General features: G+C 57.8%; 15 protein-coding genes. 11 read left to right on the top strand and 4 right to left on the bottom strand.

Annotated features, from left to right (window positions below; all coding sequences use genetic code 11):
• Window positions 1–116 precede the first annotated feature (116 nt).
• The 4 genes from QP093_RS00775 to QP093_RS00760 are packed head-to-tail and all read left to right on the top strand — an operon-like array spanning window position 117 to window position 4659.
• Window positions 117–1439, top strand: a complete 1323-nt coding sequence (locus QP093_RS00775; protein ID WP_285014086.1) for a glycoside hydrolase family 125 protein — start codon at window positions 117–119, stop codon at window positions 1437–1439.
• Window positions 1432–2397: a carbohydrate ABC transporter permease gene (locus tag QP093_RS00770; protein ID WP_285014085.1), complete on the top strand. Its 966-nt coding sequence runs from the start codon at window positions 1432–1434 to the stop codon at window positions 2395–2397. Before QP093_RS00775 ends, QP093_RS00770 begins: the two co-directional genes overlap by 8 nt.
• Window positions 2384–3301, top strand: a complete 918-nt coding sequence (locus tag QP093_RS00765; protein ID WP_285014084.1) for a carbohydrate ABC transporter permease — start codon at window positions 2384–2386, stop codon at window positions 3299–3301. The genes QP093_RS00770 and QP093_RS00765 overlap by 14 nt, the downstream gene beginning before the upstream one ends.
• Window positions 3302–3336: 35 nt before the next feature.
• On the top strand, window positions 3337–4659 hold the full coding sequence (locus QP093_RS00760; RefSeq protein WP_285014083.1) for an ABC transporter substrate-binding protein: 1323 nt from the start codon (window positions 3337–3339) through the stop codon (window positions 4657–4659).
• 79 nt (window positions 4660–4738) lie between these two features.
• Here QP093_RS00760 and QP093_RS00755 read toward each other — a convergent pair whose 3' ends face one another.
• The 4 genes from QP093_RS00755 to QP093_RS00740 all read right to left on the bottom strand — a co-directional run bounded on the left by QP093_RS00755 (window position 4739) and on the right by QP093_RS00740 (window position 9216).
• Window positions 4739–5824, bottom strand: a complete 1086-nt coding sequence (locus QP093_RS00755; RefSeq protein ID WP_285014082.1) for a substrate-binding domain-containing protein — start codon at window positions 5822–5824, stop codon at window positions 4739–4741.
• Between the two features lie 83 nt (window positions 5825–5907).
• Window positions 5908–7446 (bottom strand): glycoside hydrolase family 76 protein, encoded by a 1539-nt coding sequence (locus QP093_RS00750; protein ID WP_285014081.1) that lies wholly within the window; start codon window positions 7444–7446, stop codon window positions 5908–5910.
• Window positions 7447–7567: 121 nt separating this feature from the next.
• Window positions 7568–8665 carry a GntR family transcriptional regulator gene (locus tag QP093_RS00745; RefSeq protein WP_285014080.1) on the bottom strand — a complete coding sequence of 366 codons (1098 nt, stop codon included), beginning with the start codon at window positions 8663–8665 and terminating at the stop codon, window positions 7568–7570.
• 80 nt (window positions 8666–8745) lie between these two features.
• On the bottom strand, window positions 8746–9216 hold the full coding sequence (locus QP093_RS00740) for a hypothetical protein (RefSeq protein WP_285014079.1): 471 nt from the start codon (window positions 9214–9216) through the stop codon (window positions 8746–8748).
• A gap of 331 nt (window positions 9217–9547) precedes the next feature.
• On the opposite strand from QP093_RS00740, the gene QP093_RS00735 reads away from it, so the two are divergent.
• From QP093_RS00735 to ndk, 7 genes are all read left to right on the top strand, one after another.
• Window positions 9548–10327: an SDR family oxidoreductase gene (locus QP093_RS00735; protein ID WP_285014078.1), complete on the top strand. Its 780-nt coding sequence runs from the start codon at window positions 9548–9550 to the stop codon at window positions 10325–10327.
• Between the two features lie 289 nt (window positions 10328–10616).
• Window positions 10617–13871 carry an isoleucine--tRNA ligase gene (gene ileS / locus QP093_RS00730; RefSeq protein WP_092648585.1) on the top strand — a complete coding sequence of 1085 codons (3255 nt, stop codon included), beginning with the start codon at window positions 10617–10619 and terminating at the stop codon, window positions 13869–13871.
• A 16-nt stretch (window positions 13872–13887) separates the two neighbouring features.
• Complete coding sequence (locus tag QP093_RS00725) at window positions 13888–15552, top strand: bifunctional folylpolyglutamate synthase/dihydrofolate synthase (protein WP_285014077.1); 1665 nt, start codon at window positions 13888–13890, stop codon at window positions 15550–15552.
• A gap of 86 nt (window positions 15553–15638) precedes the next feature.
• Window positions 15639–16631 (top strand): dihydroxyacetone kinase subunit DhaK, encoded by a 993-nt coding sequence (dhaK, locus tag QP093_RS00720; protein WP_058236903.1) that lies wholly within the window; start codon window positions 15639–15641, stop codon window positions 16629–16631.
• 14 nt (window positions 16632–16645) lie between these two features.
• Complete coding sequence (gene dhaL / locus QP093_RS00715) at window positions 16646–17299, top strand: dihydroxyacetone kinase subunit DhaL (protein WP_058236702.1); 654 nt, start codon at window positions 16646–16648, stop codon at window positions 17297–17299.
• The gene (gene dhaM, locus QP093_RS00710; protein WP_285014076.1) at window positions 17296–18006 is read left to right on the top strand and encodes a dihydroxyacetone kinase phosphoryl donor subunit DhaM; all 711 of its coding nucleotides are present in this window, start codon (window positions 17296–17298) and stop codon (window positions 18004–18006) included. The genes dhaL and dhaM overlap by 4 nt, the downstream gene beginning before the upstream one ends.
• A gap of 79 nt (window positions 18007–18085) precedes the next feature.
• Window positions 18086–18553 carry a nucleoside-diphosphate kinase gene (gene ndk / locus QP093_RS00705; protein ID WP_058236704.1) on the top strand — a complete coding sequence of 156 codons (468 nt, stop codon included), beginning with the start codon at window positions 18086–18088 and terminating at the stop codon, window positions 18551–18553.
• The last annotated feature ends 6 nt before the right edge of the window (window positions 18554–18559 follow it).

The following is an 18559-nucleotide window of genomic DNA, read 5'->3' as shown; positions in this document are numbered from 1 at the left end:
CCAGTGAAAGGAGCTGAGACGCGCACACAATATGTATATGCAATACATACCTTGTGTTCATAATGCTATTAGGTCTATGCTGATTGATGTCATCACCACAAGTGAGGGAGAGCATAGTGGCTCGAGCAGATTCGACTTGGATGGAGCACATCATTGCCGCCGTGAAGGAGCGCGTTGATGCGCGCGTCGGCGAGGTTTTCGAGAACTGCTTCGTCAACACGCTCAGTTCGACAATTGAGCGTTACGACGACGGCAGCGCATTCGTTCTGACCGGTGACATTCCGGCGATGTGGTTGCGCGATTCCACATGGCAGATGATTCCGTACGTGCATTTCTCCAATGACTATCCCGAAATTGCCGAGCTGATCGGTGGGGTGCTTCAACGTCAGTTGATGTATATCGATATGGATCCGTACGCGAACGCCTTCAATGCCGAGCCCAATGGCGCCGGACATCACGACGATCTCACCGAGATGAGCCCGTGGATCTGGGAACGCAAGTACGAGGTTGACTCTCTGAGCGCTCCCTTGTTCCTAGCTGGACAGCTGTGGGACCGAACCCACGACGGCACGCATCTGGGTGGTCTGGAGAAGGCTCTGGAAACAATCGTCGATGTCTTTGTGCGCGAACAACGTCACGAAACATCTGACTACCGTTTTGAACGCCCCGGCGCTCAGGTAGCGACCGAGACTCTCTCCCACGGTGGAAAAGGTGCTCCGGTGGGGTACACCGGAATGACGTGGAGTGGATTCCGCCCCAGTGATGATGCGAACACCTACGGATACAACGTTCCAGGCAATGCATTTGCTGTGGTTGCTCTGCGAACGGCGGCCAGGGTTCTTGACGAGATGAATGCTGCAACTGGCGCCACCTCAAGTCCGGTTCTTTGTCGGGCTCGTGACCTGGCAGACCAGATCAGTGCAGGTATCTACGAGCATGGCGTCATTGAACATCCACAGTGGGGGAAGGTATTTGCCTATGAGGTCGATGGTCTGGGTCAGACTCTGGTCATGGATGACGCCAACATGCCCAGCTTGTTGTCGCTTCCATATGTTGGCTTCCTCGAAGTGGATGATCAGATTTACCTCAATACCCGAGCCATGGTGCTCTCCGATACCAACCCGTTCTACTTCAACGGGTCACGTGCGCAGGGAATTGGCAGCCCTCATACGCCGCACGAGTACATCTGGCCAATCGCATTGGCGGTGCAGGGACTGACAAGTATGTCAGGTCGTGAAGTTGACCAGATAATCGACACTCTGATTCACACAACGGGCGGAACTGGCCTGATGCATGAATCTTTCCATAAGGATGACGACGCCCTGTTTACCCGTGAGTGGTTCTCGTGGGCTAACGCCATGTTCTGCGAGTTGGTTCTGGCCTACTGCTCGCTTACCCAGTCGAACGATATTTCGAGAAAGGAGGCAAGCAATGGATGAGGCTCAGACAACGCAGGCAACCGCTTCTGCCAAAGAAGACGCGCCGGAGCGCAAGAAGAAAGACAGAGGAGCCAATCGCGATCTCAAAGCTGCTTTGGCGTTCATGGCTCCCGCAATCTGCGGTTTCAGCATTTTTGTTGTCTACCCGCTCATCAGTGCAGCCTATTTGTCACTGACACGGTACAACGGAATCACCCCGCCGGAATTTGTGGGTCTGCGGAACTTTGTCCGTATGTTCACCGCTGATCCGTCGTTCCTGAAGACGCTGTCGGCAACGGGATATCTGGTTCTTCTTTACGTACCCGCATCGATGGCACTCGGACTTGCTCTGGCAGTCTTTGTCAACGTCAGGCTTCCAGCCGTATCCGTGATCCGAACAATCTTGTACTTGCCGGCAGTTCTTCCTATCGTCGCCACGGTGACGCTGTGGAAATTCATTTTTGACCCGCAAGTCGGTCTGGCTAACCAGGTGCTGGGATTCTTTGGAATTCCACCAATTGCATGGCTGAGCAATGAGCACACAGCGATGCCGTCGATTGTGATCGTCATGCTGTGGGGCGTGGGGTCAACAATGATCATCCTGCTGGCAGCGTTGCAGGCAGTGCCCAACGAAATCTACGAGGCAGCCAAAGTTGATGGTGCGGGACCATTCCGCATCTTCTTTTCGATCACTCTGCCGTCGATTGTCCCGATCCTGATTCTCCAGTTCGTCATGCAGATGAACGGTGCTATGCAGACCTTCGTTCAGCCGCAGATCCTCACTGGTGGTGGTCCCAGCTGGGCGACGAATACACTCATGCTGTCGATCTACAACCACGGTTTCCCGCCGCTGGGACGAGTTCCGGAACTGGGATACGCGACCGCTCAGGTGTGGATTCTGTTCTTCCTGATCATTATCTGCCTGGTTTTCGCAGCTCGATTCACCAAAGCCTGGAGGTACGACGATGTCCAAGTATGAGCTGGTTGAAGCACCTGAACTCGTGACAAGTGTTGCGAAGAAGCCTCGGCGCACACATTTGAAGAAGCGTCCAGGGCGTGCGGTGATGTGGTATGCATGCGCAATTGTCGCGTGCTCCACGATGCTGCTTCCGTTGCTGTGGATGATCACGATCTCGTTGAAGTCGAATTCCACCGTCTTCGAAGTTCCGCCCTCATTCCTCCCGGATGAATGGGTCTGGTCCAACTTCATCGAAGGCCCACGAATCATCAAGTTCCCACGCCTGTTCGTCAATACGCTGATCATCTCCCTGCTCAGCACCTTCGGCGGCGTTCTGACCTCGATGATGGCTGGCTACGCGCTGGCACGCCTGCGCTTCAAGGGCCGCAGAGTGTTCTTCTACATCTTTGTTGGTTCCATGCTGCTGCCCGGAATTGTTGGCATCATCCCCCTGTTCCAGCTGTTCAGGGATATCGGATGGTATGACACGTGGTTCCCGCTGATCGTACCTGCATTCCTAGGTGGTAACCCACTCTTCATCTTCCTGGCTCGCCAGTACTTCCTAGCGATTCCCATGCAGATTGATGAATCTGCAAAGGTCGATGGAGCAGGACACATTCGAATCTTCTTTTCGATCATGTTGCCCATGACAAAGCCTGCTTGGATCGCAATGGTCATCATGGCCTTCCAGGGAGCATGGAACGATTATCTCAATCCACTCATCTACCTGAACTCCACTGACAAGTGGACACTGGCGCTGGGCATGTCATCATTCGTGTCCGGTTTCGCAAGTGAAGCTCCGGACTGGTCGAAGTACATGGCAACCAACCTGTTGTACATGCTTCCACCTCTTCTGATCTTCCTCTTCGCTCAGCGTTACTTCATTGAAGGCTTGAGCGCCCTCGGAAACACATCTCAAAAGTAGAAGTCCATTAACAGGAAATATGAAAGGAGTCGACGATGACAATCCGACGCACAGGACGGGGGATGGCCGCTATCGGCACAGCCATCGCCCTTCCGCTCACCATGGTTGCCTGCAGCTCAGGAGGCAGTGAATCCGGCGAAAGCGGTGAACCGCCCGCATCAGCTGAAGGCACCGTCAACTACATGACGTGGGAATCCATCGAAACCAACAACTTGTTCGACAAGATCGTGGCAGAAAAGTGGGACAACCCGGACATCACAATCAACCGTGTTGACGCACCTTCCGGCGACTACTCGCAGAAACTTGGTTCACTGGCTCAGGCCCAGAAACTGCCCGATATCTTCTGGTGCGGTAACGATACTGAGCAGCAGTACACCAAGATGGGAATCCTGACAGACTGGACCGACAAGATTGCGTCCGACTTTAAGGAAGGCGAGCTGGGCTTCCTCGATACGTGGAAGACTCCCGAGAACGGTATTGGCGGCCTGCCCTCACTGATTAACGTCACAGGTATCTGGTACAACCAGACGCTGTTTGAAGAAAACAACGTTCCTCTGCCCACGCAGGACTGGACGTGGGATGACCTCTACTCAGCTGCCGCCGCTTTGAAGGGTGCCGGCGGGTCAACCTACCCGCTGCTCCTTGATGGCCTGACCAGCACGAGTGGCCCGGTCGCGATGGGACAGTACGCGATGTCAGCAGGTGGCCAACCGTTTGTTGACGATGTCAACAATCCGACGAAAGCCGTGGCCGATGACAAATTCATGGAGGGCCTCGACAAGCTGGTGAAGGCCATTGGAGACGGCCTGGTGAATCCTCCGGACTTCAACCTGGACAACTCCACCTCACTGTTTGCTGCAGGCTCGCAGCCGATGATGTCGAGCGGCCAGTGGTTGGCTCAGTCATTCGGTAACGATGCGAAGGGCTTTGAGTGGGGATGGGCGCCGCTACCCAGCCAGTCCACTCCTGCCACGTTCTACGATGCAATCGGCATGTGCACACCTCAGAGCACGGCCAACGCTGATGATACCTGGGAAGTTGCCAAGTTCCTCGAAACTGAAGTGATTCCGGAAGTTATGGCACAAACACCCGTTGCACCTCCGGCATACGAGCCCGGGCGTCAGGGCTATCTGGATTCGATCAAGGATCTTGCCGGCTCGACGATCTCAGACACCCTGGAATACTCACTGGGCGTTGAGAACACCACAGGCGTTCGCCTGACAACCACGTGGGCATCGCAGGCTGGTGACCTGGCAGTACAGGTGTGGACACCGATCCTCAAGGGTGAAAAGCCAATCGAGGAAGTGTCCGAATACGTTGACGGCGTCAACCAGTTGATCGAAACTGGCGGTCAGTAAACGTCACAAGATAAGAGCCTCCGGAGTTCGCTCCGGAGGCTCTTTCTTTTTCTTTGTTTTGTGCGTGGCGCCGGTTCAATTAGATCGGACGAACAGAGTTGCCCGGTACGAGAGTGGTAGGGAGCACAATCTTGTCAGCAGTTGCCCCGCCATCGATTTGCTGCAACGTCACGTCCAGGGCGCGCGCCCCGATCTCTTCTTGCTGCTGAGCAATGTGTGTCAGCTGTGGCGTGGAGCCCAGAGTTTCGAAAGGCTGCTCGTCAAAGCACACGAGCGACAGGTCGCGGGGAATGGACTTGCCGAGGTTGGCTAACGCTTCTTCAAGGAGCACCGCGATAGCAAATTCACATGCAACCGCAGATGTGACTTCAGGGTGGTTGCGAAGGAACGACCCGATACGCTTGATATCGTCCTTCCGTGTTCCTGCGTTGCCTGGCGTCGTGGACGTGATCTGATCGCATGCGAGCGATTCATCCAAAGCGACATCGTTGACGGCATGGGCAGCCACCCACCCGCGGTGACGGTCGGCATTCGAGGTCAGTGACCTGCTGGCACCAAAGAGAGCTATGTGGCGGTGCCCGGCTTCAATCAGACATGTGGTGGCCTGGATGCCAGCATTCATGTGATCTGATGTGACTGCGGCTACAGGGATCGAGTCGTAGCGTCGGTCGATGATGGTCAGCGGATATTCGGCGCTGACAAGTTTGAGTACCGATGAATCAATCATCTGCGAGCTGGATGGCAGCAGGATCAGGCCACGGGCTCCTATGCCCAGCGCGCGTTTAATCGCCTCGCGCTCTTTCTTGGTGTCGCCGCCGGTCCGCATCAACATGATGTGCGCACGGTCCTGAGCGCGGTCGAGGACACCCTCGACAATGCGGGTGCCGAACGCATCGTTGAAGCTGGTCATAATGAGAGCCACGACGGGATCTTTGGAGGCGGGTGAGACCTGCTGGGGTGACTGTGCGATGACCGTCGTGCCGACGCGTGGGCGTCGACGAACAAAGCCATCATCTCGAAGCATGCTCAGAGCGCGCCGAATCGTAATGGAGGAAACTTCGTACTTGTCGCGCAGCACCGATTCTCGTGGAAGCGTGGAACCTATGGGAATCTCTCCGCTCTCAATTGCGGCCCGTAGATCGTCATAGACGCGTTGATACAGCACTGCTGCGCGCTCCCTTCACGAAAGGTGACAGGCCAGTGACGTGCGAAGAGCGCCGTCACCAGCCTGTCACAATTTTGCGTTGACTAGCCCTTCTCGATTGTGATCGAGTCGATGTTGGCATAGTTCGTTGCAACGAGCCGATCAAACTTCAGCTCGACAGTATTTGTCCCGGGTACCAGCAGTACGGGGATTGACACGGTCTGCCAGTCCTGCCATCCGTCGGTGGCAGGCATCTGTGCACTGACAGCGGGGAAACCGTTGACCAGAACGGCTCGCGCAGCATCGCCATTTCCTGCTGCATAGCGAATATTCAGGCGGTGCAGTCCGCCCCACTTCGACTGGAAGGCAACTGTGGCTGATGTGTCGACCGAGTTCCACCCGGCCAGGTAGCCGCGGCCTGTGTACTCGCCATTGGCCTCGGTGTCGATGCCATCATGAGCTCCGTTTTCAATTTCGATTGTTCCGACTTCAGGGAATGGAACATGGGTGAAACCAGGTTGCGCTTGATGGACGATGGACACTGCAGATGCGGCGCTCACTGACGCGCGTGCTTCCGTGATGAGCAGGGGAGCCTTGAAGGCCCAGTCTGTCCATCCGATCGAGTTCAGGCCAGTGTTTTGAGCCGCGGCCCTGGCGTTGACACTGAGGAAGTTCTCATAGGAGTCATCGCCGGTGACGTTGATGTAGTCCCGCAGGTGGCGGGTGAAAATCGCCTTGAACGCCTGGCCGTCGCCGCCCCGCTCTCCAGTGAAGATGCCACCTATGGTCAGATTATCGATCGCCCAGTCAAATGCTGCGCGAGCCTCGTTGAGGTATTTTTCATCGTTGGTGATCTGGTACAGGCGGGTAGCCGCAGCGGCAAATGCGCCGTTGTTGTAGGTGAAGTCCCAGGAGTTAACGACGCCGTCCTCCTTGATGTTGTCTTTCAGATGTCCGCCGTTGAAGAAGACTTCTTCAAGGAAAGCGATCAGACGCTGCGCGATGTCCTTGTACGTGCTGTCAGCGGTAGCCATGTACAGTTCAGCTGCAATCCAGGCAGCCGTTCCATTGGTGGCAACGTTCTTTTCATTGCGGTAGGGGTTGCCGACATTGGTGTTCTTCCACCAGATGCCGCCTCCGAAATGGTCATCTTCGAACTGCGAGATAAAGTCGAAGATCGATACGGCTTCTGTCAGGTATTTGTCGTCACCGGTGAGTTTCCATGCGCGGATGGCGCCCTGCGCCCACCAGCCCATGTCGTCGTTGTATTCGTTGCGTGAAAAGTCAGGGTAGAAGGCCCGCCAGCCGTCGAAGACCTGATCGATCATCTGTCGCGACTGGTCATCGCCCACTCGCTCGTAACGATCCATCACGGTGTTCCACAGCTGAGCTTCCCACCAGTAATCGGTGTACAGACCGTTCCTGGGGCCGGCATGGTGTCCGGCGTGAACGTGGCGGTCTGAATAGGTATAGAAGTATTGGGCTTCTGGATCCCAGTACTTGTCGATGAAGGCGTTCCACATTTTCGTAGCCTTGTCGGGGATTGCCGGCGCAGCCTGCGTCGGCGCACTCACGCAGAAAACGGCGAGAAGGGCTGCGATAATCGGTGCGGTCAGGAAGCGGACGATCTTGCGTATTCTCATTGTTCACCCTCGAATCAATGCGTATTTGGAGATCATGATGATTGATCGAAATATGTGCAATATACAGTGACACTGATCCCACCGTCTGTCAAGGGGTTCAGTAAAATCGTCGCGTTGAGAACTAGTCGTTCAAGCGAGCGACTGTGTCGCCTTCCACCAGTGTCAACGGCAAAGAAATCTTCTCCGTGGACGCGCCTTCGCGAATCTGCTGGATCGTTGTTTCAACAGCCAGTCGACCCAGTTCCTCCTGCTCCTGCTTCATATGAGTGAAGCGTGACAGTGTGTGGTCGAAACCAGCTGGACGGTGATCAAAGCAGATAATTGACTTATCCTCGGGAATGCGCAGACCCATGTCGTCGAGGGTGTCACGCAAGATTAGCGCAATATTGTATTCGCACGCGACGAACGCAGTGACCTCCTGGTGCTGCTCAATAAAGGCGCGCAACTCAACCTGATCGTCTTCCACCGACACGTTCGTGCCCGGTGTGGTCGAACGAATCTCGTGATAGGACAGTGACTGATCCAGGCTGATATGGCGCAGTGCGTGTGCCTTAACCCAGCCGGAGTGGCGATCGGCATTGGATGTAACCGTTCGTGGCGCACCGATAATGGCAACATGGCGGTGACCTGCATCAAAGAGATACTCCGTTGCCGTAATGGCGCCCGCCTCGTGGTCCGAGCTCACCGCAGCTACCGGAATTGTCTGATAGTGGCGGTCAAGGATCGTCAACGGGAAGTGCTCTCCGACAAGCTTGAGGACGACCGGACTGATCATCTTCGAAATGAGTGGCATCAGGATAATGCCCTGCGCGCCCGCCCGGATCACCGATTGAATCGCTTCGGTTTCGCGGCCAGCCTCGCCTCGCGTCAACTTGACGATCAGATTCGCGGTCCCAAAGGACGCCTCAAATGCTCCGGTCAGGATATGCGCACCGAACGCCTCGTCGAAATTCGTGACAATCAGGCCGATCAGCGGTTCTTTCTGCCCTTCGCGAGGGCGGGTCGGAGTGTTCGACACGACCGTGGTCCCGATGCGAGGCTGACGCGTGATGAAGCCATCCTCGCGCAGCATATCCAGTGCGCGGCGAATGGTGATGGAACTGACGGAATAGTGCTCACGCAGCTGAGCTTCGCGGGGAAGGCGTGAGCCGATCTTCAAATCACCATGGACGATGCGGTTCCGAATGTCATCGTAGACCCGTTGATATAAAGCACTCACGGAGCGTCCTATCCCGTTGATTTTAAAAAGTATTCTTATTGAGTATAGCGAGCTGCAGGGAGACCCTTTGAAGGTTCGCTCTATTCTAGCTCACTGCCGCTGTGAACAGTCCAACCACGAGGCGCAACCAGCGGGACGCACAGGGCAAAGACCAGTGGCACGACCGCGCTGATCAATAGGGCAACACGTAATCCCGACCCGCCATCGTCAGGAAGAAACCGTGCGACCGGCTCGAGGAAACCGGACGATGCTGCAGCAAGCTGACCTGCCGCACCGGGCCCCAGCGCACCGCCCGCATCACTTGCGAGCGCCAGTACCGCGAACATTGCCGCACTCCGGCGGGGAAACGAGCCGCGGTCAATGAGGAAAACGGGCATCCCGAGTAGTGATTTCACGAGTGTGCGATCATCGTCGGCCACAGTGGGCGGCAAGGGGACACGCAGAAAGAGCAGAAGATTCACGGCAGGAATGACCGCCCACAGCAGTGGCAGCAGTGACCAGTACTGCGTGCCGATAAGCGAGATGAGAGCTGTCGTACGGATCGGACGCAACCTGGGGGAGTACCGCCAGTAGCACAAGGCCGACCGTCGCTGCCGCGTGGGCGCATACCATAGGCGGCCTGTAGCCGACCTTGTCCACGATGAACATCGCGACGAAATCAGTGAGCAATTGGATGCCAAAGTTAAACGATGACAGGATTGCCAGCTGTGCGACGGAAATATCGAGCTACTCGTTAAAGATGACGAACAGCAGGGGAGCCAGGTTGTTGATGACCGCGTGGACAACGTAGCCCGTATAACAGGCGCGCACAGTGGTCCGCTCACTGAATTGACGCGATGCCATCGGACCTCCTTTCGTGTCCGAAGAGACCATAATGGAGTTATGACAACTTCACCATCTGCAGGCCAGCCCGCGCGCCGCGCAATCGTGACGGGCGCATCCAGTGGCATCGGACAGGAAACAGTTCGCCAGCTTCGTGACCGTAACTGGGAGATCATTGCTGTTGCCAGACGCGGTGACCGTCTGAAAGATCTTGCACACGAATGCGGATGCATTCCCTTCGCTGCAGACCTGGTGGATGAAGGCCAGGTTGACGCTCTGGCTAGGTTCGCTGACGAGATAGGTGCGGTGGATGCCCTCGTCAATTGTGCTGGAGGGGCCAGAGGGGTTGAAACGATCGCTGACGCCGTTGTGGACAAGTGGCAGCACATGTTCGACATCAATGTGAAGACCACGCTGCAACTGACCCGGGCACTGCTGCCACAGATGCGTGAGCGCGGCGGCGACATCGTCTTCCTGACATCGACAGCCGCCCATGACACCTATCCCGGCGGGGGAGGATATGTGGCCGCCAAACACGCCGAACGTATCATTGCCAATACTCTGCGCATTGAATTAGTAGGCGAGCCGGTACGGATCATTGAGATCGCACCTGGCATGGTCAAAACGGAGGAATTCTCCCTGCGTCGCCTGGAGTCACAGGAAGCCGCCGATTCGGTGTACGAGGGCGTCGCGGAGCCACTGACAGCTGCTGACATTGCAGATGCGATTGTATGGACCCTGACCAGGCCCTCGCATGTCAACATCGATTCGATGATTATCCGCCCACGCGCCCAAGCCAGCAATACGCTTGTCGCCCGCGAAACAGACGGGTCGAATTAGGGCAAACGCCACATGGACGCGCATGAGCCTTGCGCCTCAAGTCGGCTACTATTGGCAGTGGCGATGATCCGACCCGGAAATTCCGGGATATCAGCGGGGAGTCTTCTGGAAGAACGAGGCTTCGGCCTTCAGTAGAACCGGACGGGTGGGCCCGACACAGCCCCAAACGAGTGGTCGCTCGGGGATCCTGATAACGGAGCGCGAGCGTCAAACGGGGTGGTACCGCGGAAGCTGGCGACGCCAGGATCCGTCCCTGTATTGCTACGCAGGAGACGAAACGAGGACCATCATGGCGCAGGGACATTACCCTCTGAACGGGAACACCCATCCAACCGGTAACCCCTCTTTCCCAGATATGGAAGAGGCGACTCTCAAGTACTGGGATGAGCACGATATTTTCGCCAAGTCCGTCAATGAGCGTGCTGCGGGCAATCGCGGCGACAATGAATTCGTCTTCTATGATGGTCCGCCCTTTGCCAACGGCCTGCCACACTACGGCCACCTGTTGACCGGCTACATCAAGGACATCGTCGGCCGCTACCAGACGATGCTGGGGCATCGCGTGGAGCGACGCTTCGGATGGGATACACACGGCCTGCCCGCCGAGCTGGAAGCACAGCGCCTGCTCGGTATCGACGACGTTTCCGAAATCACCAAACCAGGCGGACTGGGCATCGAAAAGTTCAACGCTGAATGCCGATCCTCCGTCCTGCGCTACACGGATGAATGGCAGGACTACGTGACGCGCCAGGCACGCTGGGTCGACTTCGACGACGACTACAAGACTCTTGACATCACCTACATGGAATCGGTGCTGTGGGCGTTCAAGACGCTGTATGACAAGGGTTTGGCATATGAGGGATACCGCGTGCTGCCGTACTGCTGGCACGATCGCACCCCGCTGTCGAACCACGAACTGAAGATGGATGACGACGTCTATCAGGACCGCACCGACCAGTCGGTCACCGTCGGCTTACGCATGGAAAGCGGCGAGCTGGCCCTGATCTGGACAACAACCCCGTGGACACTGCCTTCCAATCTCGCCATCACTGTTGGGCCGGACATCGAATACGTTACGGTTGTTCCTCAGGAAGGCGAACTGGCGGGTGAACGCGTCATCATCGCGCATGACTTGCTGGCGTCCTACAGCAAGGAACTGGGCGAAGGTCCGACGATCGAAGCCACCTATCCTGGCTCTGAGCTGGTCGGACGGCGCTATGCACCGATTTTTGACTACTTCGATACCGATGAACGCCGCGCTGAAGGCCAGACGCCCGGACCGAACGCATGGACCATCATCGCTGGCGACTTCGTCACCACTGAGGACGGCACCGGCCTGGTGCACACAGCACCGGCATTTGGTGAAGACGACATGATCGCCTGTCAGGAAGTCGGCATCAGGCCTGTCGTCCCTGTCGATGAGGCAGGATGCTTCACCTTTGAGGTGCCCGACTACGAAGGCGTGCAGGTGTTCGACGCGAACAAACTCGTGCTGGCTCACCTGCGCGAACAATCAGGGCCCATCGCACGTCGCCCTGAAGAGGTGCGTGCGAAGATGGTGCGTCAATCCTCATTCACCCACTCCTACCCACACTGCTGGCGCTGCCGTAAACCGTTGATCTACAAGGCGGTCAGTTCATGGTTCGTCAAGGTCAGTGCTTTCCGTGACCGAATGGTGGAGCTCAACCAGCAGATCACATGGGTACCTGAGCACACCAAGGACGGGATCTTCGGAAACTGGCTGGCCGGCGCCCGCGACTGGTCCATTTCGCGTAACCGCTTCTGGGGTGCGCCGATCCCCGTGTGGGTCTCAGATAATCCGGAATACCCCCGCGTTGACGTCTACGGCTCGATTGCGGACCTCGAAGCTGATTTTGGGGTCGAGGTCACCGATCTGCACCGCCCATTCATCGACACGCTGACGCGACCAAACCCCGACGACCCGACCGGCACATCCACAATGCACCGCATCAGCGATGTGTTCGACTGCTGGTTCGAGTCGGGCTCCATGCCGTACGCCCAGGTGCACTACCCGTTTGAAAACCGCGACTGGTTCGAAAGCCACTACCCGGGCGACTTTATTGTCGAGTACATCGGGCAGACCCGCGGCTGGTTCTACACACTTCATGTTCTGGCCACCGCACTGTTTGACCGGCCCGCATTCACGCACTGCGTCTCCCACGGAATCGTGCTGGGCGACGATGGCCGTAAGATGAGCAAGTCCTTGCGCAACTTCCCGGACGTCAACCGCGTCTTCGATGAGTACGGGTCCGACGCGATGCGGTGGTTCCTCATGAGCTCACCGGTTGTGCGCGGCGGTAACCTCATTGTTCACGAGGGTGGCATCCGCGACACGGTGCGCCAGATCCTGCTTCCTCTGTGGAATGCCTACCACTTCCTCGCCCTGTACGCAGGTGCGTCCGATCATGGCAATGGATATGTGGCTGAGCCGCTGGCCTTGGACGATCCGAAAGTGCTTGACGGCCTCGACGTCATGGATCGCTACCTGCTGGCACGCACCCAGTCACTGGCTGACGCTGTTCGCACCGCTTTGGATGCGTACGATATCGGCACGGCGTGTTCACTGGTTCAGGATCATATGGATGTTCTGACGAACTGGTATGTGCGCACTCAGCGTCAGCGCTTCTGGGATGAAGATGCGCGCGCATGTGACACATTGTCATCAGCCCTGGTGACCCTGTGCGAGGTTACTGCCCCGTTGTTGCCCCTGCTGACCGAGGAAATCTGGCGGGCACTCACAGGTGGAGAATCGGTCCACTTGCAGGACTGGCCGACAATGCCCGAGGCAGTGCGCAACGACGAACTGGTCGCCGTGATGGATGCAGTGCGTCAGGCCGTATCAGGTGCTCACGCATTGCGCAAGACGCATAATCTGCGCGTGCGCCAGCCTCTGCGTCAGCTTTCCGTCGTCTCGGAGGCGGCGCCCTCCCTTGAACCCTTCGCTTCCCTCATTGCCAGTGAAGTGAACGTCAAGAACGTCACTTTAGTGGATCCGGATCACTCCGGTCTGAAAGTGACGACGCAACTGGCATTGAATCCTCGCGAATTCGCCCCCGAGGTCCGTAAGGTCACCTCCCAGCTTTTCGCAGCCCACAAGCAGGGGCAGTGGGAGCTGGACGAATCAGGTCAGACTGTGACGTTCCCCAACGTCGAGGTGGGCGGGCAGCCCGTTCAACTGGGCGAGGGACAGTTCTCTGTGTCGACTACCGTCGAAGCATCAGAAGGTGAGGTTGCATCCGTTCTGGCTGACGGCACAGTGGTCGTCCTCGACACGGACATCACCGCCGAACTTGCTGCCGAGGGATACGCGCGCGACGTCATCCGCATCGTACAGGACGAGCGCAAGCGAGAGGATCTGAATATTTCAGACCGCATCGACCTGGAGCTGACCGTGCCAGAGGAACACGTGGCGGATGCGGAAACGCATCGAGACATGATCGCGCACGAAACACTGTCGCTGTCCGTTTCCATCGTTCCAGGCGATACGCTGGCAGCGCACGTCAGCGTGCACGCAGACAACTGAAGGAGAACCCTGTTCCATGAGTGACCATCCCGCCTTCTTTGGCTCCGACGAGGAACCCAGTGGCATTCCTGCGGATTTGCTGCCCTACCTTGAGGCTGCAGATGAGCCATCTGAGGCGGACCGTCAGGCCGACCAGGCTCGTCAGGAAGCCGAAGAAGCGGCGGATCGGGCAGACCGGGAGCGAGCCGAGGCATTGCGTGCACTGGTAGAGAATTCGCTCCTGCTCGGACCCGATCCGTCGATCCTGGCTGAAATCGAATCAGATGAGGACGAGGACGGGACACCCTCGGACGAAGAAGATCACGAACGCATGCTCGACGACGCGCAGCAGGCTGCCCAGGAACGCGCGGAAGTGGCACGCATCTACGAATCAATTGTGGCGCGCGCCCCGGAACACAAAGTCCAACCCAGCCTGGAGCGCGTGTCTCGCGTGATGGATATTCTGGACGATCCCCACACGTCTTACCCGAGCGTGCATATCACGGGCACGAATGGCAAAACGACAACTGCACGCATGATGGATGCCCTGCTGGGAGCGCTGGGCCTGCGCACGGGCCGTTTCACGTCGCCGCACCTGCTGGACGTTCGCGAACGCATCTGCCTGGACGGAGAGCCCATCTCGCACCGGGCCTTCATTGATGCCTACCACGATGTGCAGCCCTATATCGACATGGTTGACCACAGCTCGATCGAGCAGGGTGGCCCGACACTGTCGTTCTTCGAAGTTTTCACTGTCATGGCGTTGGCTGCATTCGCAGACTATCCGGTCGACGCGGCTGTGGTGGAAGTCGGTATGGGAGGCACGTGGGATTCCACCAACGTGGTGGACGGTCAGGTCGGTGTCATTATGCCGATCGACGTTGATCACCAAAAGTGGCTGGGCAAGACGGTCACGGACATTGCCCATGAAAAGGCCGGCATCATCAAACCCGGCCAGATCACTGTTGTTGCCCACCAGCGTGACGAGGTGCTCGAGATTCTGCGCGAGCGCGCCGACCAGGTGGGTGCGCGCCTCCTGGTGGAGGGCACAGACTTTGAGGTCGTGACTCGTGAAAGGGCAGTAGGCGGGCAGCTCATGTCACTGCGCACTCCGCATGCGATGTACACCGATATTTTCCTTCCCCTTCATGGCGAGCACCAGGCGTACAATGCCGCGGCCGCTTTGGCAGGTGTGGAAGCGTTCATCGGTGAGCGCGCATTGGACGCGCAGGTGGTCGAGCAGGCATTCGGTGCAGTGACATCACCGGGCAGGCTGCAGGTCGTGCGACGCTCACCCATGATCATCGTGGATGGAGCCCACAACCCGGCAGGTGCGCGTACCGTTCGCGCCGCCATCGACGATCTCGGTCTGGCTCACGTGGTCGGCGTGTTCGCGGCGATGGCGGATAAGGACGTGGACACGATGCTCGGCGAAGTTGAACCCGTGATGGACGAGCTGATCGTCACCCAGATGGATTCTGAGCGGGCGATGGAACTCGACGACGTGCAGGCCATTGCTGAGGATGTCTTCGATGATACGAGGGTGAGTCGGATTCCTGACATCGCCGAAGCAATAGCGGAAGCTGCCACCCGTGTGGAAACACGCGCTGAGCCGGGTGAAAATGTGGCCGTCATCGTGTTCGGCTCGATTGTACTGGCAGGGCAGGCCACGCAGATCGTCTCCCAGGCTAACGGCCGCTGACTTCCACGAGTGTCGCCGTTTCCGTGGTTAAAATCCATGAAGGATGGCACCATGGATGTGAGATTGATTGGTTCAAGGAGGCACTGGTGAAAAAACTGGTCAACGACGTTCATCAAGTAGTTGAGCAGGCTCTGCAAGGCTTCGGTGGTGTGTACGCCGACCTCGTCACCGTCCATACGAATCCAGCCTATGTCACTCGTGCACAGGCGAAGGATCAGGGGAAGGTTGCCATCGTCTCTGGTGGTGGGTCGGGCCACGAACCATTACATGCGGGATACGTTGGGAAAGGCATGCTGGATGCCGCTGTGCCCGGTGCCGTGTTCACGTCACCGACACCTGACCCGATCGCGCAGGCCGCATTGGCTGTCGAACGCGGAGCGGGCGTGCTGTTCATCGTCAAGAACTACACGGGCGATGTCCTCAACTTTGAAACCGCTGCCGAACTGGTGCAGATGGACGACATCGACGTTGCCACCGTTACCGTCAATGATGATGTCGCAGTGGAGGACTCGCTTTATACAGCCGGACGACGGGGCGTGGCAGGCACGGTTCTAGTGGAGAAGATCGCTGGCGCAGCAGCCGAACGCGGAGACGATCTGGACACTGTCACCCGCATCGCTCAGCACGTGATCGACAATGTCCGATCGATGGGATTGGCACTGGGGCCCTGCACCGTGCCACATGCAGGACGCCCGTCCTTTGAACTGGGTGACAACGAGATTGAACTGGGGATCGGAATCCACGGCGAACCGGGATACCGGCGCGGTCAGATGGAAACTGCGGACACGCTGACTGAGGAACTTTACGACAAGGTTCGCTCCGATCTGGCCCTCGAAGCAGGCGAATCCGTGATTGCGCTGGTCAACGGCATGGGCGGAACCCCGCTCAGCGAGCTGTACATTGTGTACCGTCACGTGGCCGAATTGCTGCAGCGTGACGGAATCAATCTGGCACGCAGCCTTGTCGGTGACTACGTGACGTCACTGGAAATGCCGGGTGTTTCGGTTACCCTATTACGGGCGGACAACGACATCGTGGAGCTTTTCGATGCTCCCGTATGCACGCCGGCCTGGAAATGACATCAGGAGCATAGATGAGTGAGACGCTAAACGAGCAGTGGATCCGCGAATGGATGATGACTGCTGTGCACACGATCGCAGACAACAGAGAATATCTGATTGACCTGGATCGACACATCGGGGATGGCGACCACGGTGAGAATATGGATCGCGGTTTCAGTGCCGTTCGCGACGCGATGGAGTCCGATGACCATGCGCACGAAGCTGCAGCGGCCCTGCTCAAAACAGTTGCGAAGACCCTGATGTCCACGGTTGGCGGAGCTGCCGGCCCACTGTATGGCACAGCGTTCCTGCGCGCATCACAGGCACTGACAGGACAGGAAATCTCCGCCCGGGACGTGGTGGCCATGTTCGACGCAGCATTGGAAGGCATCCAGGCCCGAGGCAAGGCAGAAGAAGGCGAAAAGACGATGGTCGATGCGTGGGCACCGGCCGCTCGCGCCGCTCATGATGCTGCCAAAGTGGAGCGCCCGATCTGCGAGATTCTCGAGGCCGCCGCGCGCGCTGCCGAAGAAGGCGTTGAAGCCACGATCGACATGCAGGCCACGAAGGGGCGCGCATCATATCTGGGGCCGCGCTCAGTAGGCCACCGCGATCCTGGAGCCGCCTCCTCAGCGATGATTATTCGAGCTGCGGCTAAGGGCGCAAAGTCGGTGGATAACCGATGAGCTCAAGAGTCGCCCTCGTAATCGTGTCCCACAGTGACCTCCTGGCGAGGGGCGTGCGGGAAGTAGCAGAGCAGATGGCACCCGACGTGCACATCGAATGCGCGGGGGGAATTCAGGACGGCTCGCTGGGCACCTCCTACGACAAGGTTGCCTCTGCGATTACCCGCGCACTCGGAGCAATCGAGACCGGCCATGACGGTGCAGGCGTCGTGTGTCTGACCGACATGGGCTCAGCAGATCTGACCGTGGAATCCGTCCAGGAAATGGAAGACTTCGAGGCGTTGGAACACGCGCATGCTCCACTCGTTGAAGGCACCATTGCTGCTGCGATCAGTGCGCAATCAGGCAGTAGTCGCAGTGAGGTGCGCGCCGCAGCTGAACGGGCTGGCGCTCCTGACACGCCGCGTTCTGCCGCCTCCCCGGTGGGACGCGTCGTGATTCACGAAAACGAAGACACCGCTGACCACGTTGTGACGGCAACTGCGCGAGTGGCCGACCCGGTAGGGCTCCATGCGCGTCCGGCTGCATTGTTGGCTCGCTTAGCTGGCTCATTCGATGCAGAAGTATTCGTCAACGGAGCCGATGCAGGGTCAGCGTTGGAAGTGATGGCGCTGGGGGTGCGTCAGGGTGACATTGTGCAGCTGCGTGCCACAGGACCGCAGGCACAGGAAGCAATAGATGCACTGGTCGACAAGCTCGAAGAGTGACTGCATAATAATGTAGGTCTTTTGACCTAGTGGCCGAAAGGCTGCATGAAGTGCACGATCATCTACGAGGGGGAATGCTATGTCGGCACACGAACGCACAGACGGCTCCCATGAACGCACACTGGTGCTGGTCAAGCCTGATGGATACAGGCGAGGATTGACAGGCGAAGTGCTGCGACGGATTGAATCAAAGGGATACAAGCTGGTTGGTCTGAAAGTTCAGCAAGCCTCTGAAGAATTGCTTCAGGAACATTACCATGAACACCGCCATCGCCATTTCTACCCTGCATTGATCGAATTCATGTCGTCTGGACCGCTCGTGGCTGCCGTTGTCGAAGGGACACGCGTTGTCGACGGAGTGCGCCGACTAATCGGCTCAACCGACCCGACTGACGCCGAGCCAGGAACAATCCGTGGCGACTTGGGCCGCGCGTGGGGACGCGCAACCGCGGAAAATATCGTGCACGGATCAGATTCGCCGCACTCTGCCCAACGCGAGATTGCCCTGTGGTTCCCGGAGCTTGCCGACGATGCAATGCACGCTTAACTGCCT

This window comes from Pauljensenia sp. UMB10120, from assembly GCF_030212035.1.
GTDB classification, from domain to species: domain Bacteria; phylum Actinomycetota; class Actinomycetes; order Actinomycetales; family Actinomycetaceae; genus Pauljensenia; species Pauljensenia radingae_A.
Note: the sequence above shows the minus strand (reverse complement) of the source record. Positions and strands in the feature narration are given on the sequence as shown.

Bases quoted from the DNA above. Each gene is read 5' to 3' on its own strand.
- QP093_RS00765 (WP_285014084.1), top strand. From the start codon at position 2,384: ATGTCCAAGTATGAGCTGGTTGAAGCACCTGAACTCGTGACAAGTGTT.
- QP093_RS00750 (WP_285014081.1), bottom strand. From the start codon at position 7,446: ATGAGAATACGCAAGATCGTCCGCTTCCTGACCGCACCGATTATCGCA.
- QP093_RS00770 (WP_285014085.1), top strand. From the start codon at position 1,432: ATGGATGAGGCTCAGACAACGCAGGCAACCGCTTCTGCCAAAGAAGAC.
- QP093_RS00725 (WP_285014077.1), top strand. From the start codon at position 13,888: ATGAGTGACCATCCCGCCTTCTTTGGCTCCGACGAGGAACCCAGTGGC.
- dhaL (WP_058236702.1), top strand. From the start codon at position 16,646: ATGAGTGAGACGCTAAACGAGCAGTGGATCCGCGAATGGATGATGACT.
- QP093_RS00760 (WP_285014083.1), top strand. From the start codon at position 3,337: ATGACAATCCGACGCACAGGACGGGGGATGGCCGCTATCGGCACAGCC.
- dhaM (WP_285014076.1), top strand. From the start codon at position 17,296: ATGAGCTCAAGAGTCGCCCTCGTAATCGTGTCCCACAGTGACCTCCTG.
- QP093_RS00735 (WP_285014078.1), top strand. From the start codon at position 9,548: ATGACAACTTCACCATCTGCAGGCCAGCCCGCGCGCCGCGCAATCGTG.
- ndk (WP_058236704.1), top strand. From the start codon at position 18,086: ATGTCGGCACACGAACGCACAGACGGCTCCCATGAACGCACACTGGTG.
- ileS (WP_092648585.1), top strand. From the start codon at position 10,617: ATGGCGCAGGGACATTACCCTCTGAACGGGAACACCCATCCAACCGGT.